The following is a 1,460-nucleotide window of genomic DNA, read 5'->3' on the forward strand; positions in this document are numbered from 1 at the left end:
ATGATCCACGTGTCCTTGCCGCCACCCCCGCGGGAGGAGTTGACGATCAGCGACCCGGCGGGGGCCACCCGGGTGAGGCCGGCCGGGACCGCGTGGGCCGTCGTCCGGCCTCCCTCGCGCCTCAGGTGGGCGAAGGCGCGCAGGTCGACGTGCCGCCTCTGCATGCGGGTGCCGTCGAAGGTCGGGAGCGTCGACAGGGCCACCACCTCCTGGGCGATGAAGCCCTCGGGCCGGGTGAGCAGCTCCTCGCGTCGTGCGGCCAACTCCGCCTCGGAGCACTCGGGCCCGATGGTGATCCCCAGCCCGCCGTAGCCGTCGATCGGCTTGACCACCAGCTCCCCCAGCCGGTCCAGCACGAGGTCGCGTTGGGTGCGGTCCGCGCACAGGTAGGTCGGCACCTGCTCGAGGACCGGGGCCTCCCCCAGGTAGAAGTCGATCATCGCGGGCACGGAGGCGTACACGGCCTTGTCGTCCGCCACCCCGTTCCCGAGGGCGTTGGCCACCGTCAGCCGCCCCCCGGCGAGGGCGTCCAGCAGGCCGTCCCGCAGCGGCTCGCCGTCGAGTCCGGGGGAGCTGAGCAGCATGTCCTCGTCGATCCGCGCGTACACCACGTCCACCCGCTGGAGCCCGTCGCGGGTCCTGCGGTGCAGGATCCCGTCCCGGAAGACGACCTCGTCAGGGGTGACGAGTGGCAGGCCGGCCCGGTCGGCGATGAGGCGGTGCTCGAACCACGCCGAGTCCGCCGAACCGGAGGACATCACCACCACGTTCGGGGTGTCGCCCGCCGCCGGCGGTGCCGCCGCCACGAGGGTCTCCCGGATCATGGGGAAGGCCTGGTCGGGAGAGTGGAGATCGAACTCGTCGACCAGGTCGCCGAACAACGCCGACGTCATCTCGCGGTGGGCGGTGGAGAAGGCGACACCGGACGGCACGCGGACGTTGTCCTCGAGGACCAGCCACCGACCGTCGTCCGCGCACACCAGGTCGATCCCGCAGATGTGCGCCCGGATCCGGTCCGCCCCCAGCGCCCGCCCGGTACTCCCGCGGAACCCCGGTGCCCGATCGAGGGCCTCGGGGGCGAGGTGCCCGGCGGCGAGGAACTCCTGCTCGCCGTAGACGTCGTCCAGGAACGCGTCGAGGGCGCGGGCGCGCTGCTCGATCCCGGCCGCGAGCCGCGACCAGGTCTCCGAGGTGATGATCCGGGGGACGAAGTCCATCGGGAACGCGTGGGGACGCTCCTGGCCCGTGACCCGGAAGGTGACCCCGGCGACCGAGGCCTCCTGCTCGGCCCGCACCTGCCGCGCCCGGAGCCTGACGGTCCCGATCCGCTGCAGCGCCGTCAGGACGGGGTCGTACGGGGCCCGCGGCCGCCCACCGGCCTCGACCGCCTCGTCCCAGCTCGGGTCCTCGTCCAGGCCCTCGATCGGGAGGTAGACACCGAACAGTCGCGAGTGCGCGTA

At 73.2% G+C, this 1,460-nt stretch carries 1 protein-coding gene; it reads right to left on the bottom strand.

Going from position 1 to position 1,460, the window contains the following annotated elements:
• On the bottom strand, positions 1–1,460 hold a 1,460-nt coding region (locus G6021_RS13790), incomplete at both ends, for a circularly permuted type 2 ATP-grasp protein (RefSeq protein ID WP_182641532.1).

Source organism: Dietzia sp. CW19 (assembly GCF_014145265.1).
Classification (GTDB): domain Bacteria; phylum Actinomycetota; class Actinomycetes; order Mycobacteriales; family Mycobacteriaceae; genus Dietzia; species Dietzia natronolimnaea.